2 protein-coding genes are annotated in these 1,658 nt (G+C 62.8%); both read left to right on the top strand.

Annotation, left to right across the window (positions count from 1 at the left end):
* Nucleotides 1-570 (top strand): UDP-2,3-diacylglucosamine diphosphatase (locus tag EOA27_RS35575; protein WP_145970801.1); only part of this gene is annotated, 570 nt, incomplete at its 5' end.
* A 210-nt stretch (nucleotides 571-780) separates the two neighbouring features.
* Nucleotides 781-1,658, top strand: an 878-nt coding sequence (locus EOA27_RS35570) for an MFS transporter (protein WP_127258622.1), incomplete at its 3' end; no start/stop codon positions are given.

Below are 1,658 nucleotides of genomic sequence, written 5' to 3'. Positions count from 1 at the left end.
AACAATTTCGCCCGCCAGTTCCAGGGCGTGCATTTCGGCGGCATCGTCGTCGCCGACCGCGCCATCCACGAGACCGCCGACGGCCGGCGCCTGCTGGTCATCCACGGCGACCAGTTCGACACGGTAGTGCACAACCAGCGCTGGCTCGCTTATCTCGGCGACTATGCCTATGACACGGCGATGCTGATCAACCGCGTCGTGACCAAGCTGCGCCATCTGCTCGGCCTGCCTTACTGGTCGTTCTCGTCCTGGGCCAAGGTCAAGGTGAAGAACGCGGTGAATTTCATCGGCTCGTTCCAGACCGTGCTTTCCGAGGAAGCGCGGCGCTCGCATGTCGACGGCGTGATTTGCGGCCACATCCATCACGCCGCGATCGAAAGCTATGGCGACGTACAGTACATCAACACCGGCGACTGGGTGGAAAGCTGCACGGCGGCGGTCGAGCACTTCGACGGCCGCCTGGAGATCCTGACCTGGGCGCATGTGCTGCCGGAATCTTCAACTGGGAAGGATGTGTTGGTTCCGGTCGACATTATCGACCTCAAGGGCAGGGCGGCGCGAGCGGCCTGAACGCGCCTGCCGATCAGAGATCGGCCGCGGTTGGAGCCTCTTTGCGCGCGTTGTTCATTGAAGCCGAAGCGCGGCATATCCCGTGCCGGACGCGGTCTTCAACAGCTTTGCCCTTGATCGATTAGTCCAGGCAGTTCCGCCCTGCCTTGCCGCATGTTAGGGATCGAAACGCGTTGCAGGCCGTCGATTGCAGCGTAATTGGATCGATTCATGTCGCTGCCGCCGCTCTCGCCCGAACAACGCATCAAGCCCAGCCATTTCGAACTGCGCATCAGCCTGATCTTCGCCACCTTGTTCGTGTCACAGGGCACGCATCTGCCTTATTTTCCGCTCTGGCTGCAGGCGAAGGGGTTTCATGCCGAGCAGATCGCCGTCATCCTGGCGGCGCCGATGTTCCTGCGCGTGGTGACGACGCCGATGCTGACGGCGCTTGCCGACCGGGCGAAGGACCGCGCCAATGTCTATATCGCGCTGGTCGCGGCCTCGATGGTTGTCTCGGCCGGCTATTTCCTGCCGGCCGCCTACGCGATCGTGCTTGCCGTGTCGCTGCTGCTCACCATCGTTTGGACGCCGCACTCACCGATGGCCGATTCGCTGGCACTGTCGGGCGTGCGCCGCTTCGGCTCGAATTACACGACGATGCGCAAATGGGGTTCGATCGCCTATCTGTGCGCCAATATCGCGGGTGGATTCATCCTGGCGGCCACCGGCCCGCAGGCGGTTCCGGTGATCATCTTTGTGGCGCTCGGCGCGGCCCTGGTGGCGGCGTTGGCGGCACCGCGCATGGGGCGGCCGCGCAAGGCCTCGCCGCTGTCGGCCACCGAGATCCAGCATAAGGCCCCCAGCCTGTTCAACGCCTATTTCCTCTATTTCACGCTCGGTGTCGGCGTCATCACCGCCAGCCACGCCTTCCTCTACGGCTTCGTTTCGATCTACTGGAAGTCGATCGGCATCGGCGATTCCGTCGTCGGCCTGCTATGGGCCTGGGGCGTGGTCTCCGAGGTCGGCATGTTCCTGTTTTTCAACCGCATTTTTTCGTCGGTCTCGGTGGTCAAGGTAATGGTGATCGCCGGCATCGGCTCGATCGT

Source organism: Mesorhizobium sp. M2A.F.Ca.ET.037.01.1.1, from assembly GCF_003998075.1.
In the GTDB taxonomy this organism is placed as follows: domain Bacteria; phylum Pseudomonadota; class Alphaproteobacteria; order Rhizobiales; family Rhizobiaceae; genus Mesorhizobium.
This window is presented reverse-complemented; position numbering and strand designations above follow the sequence as displayed.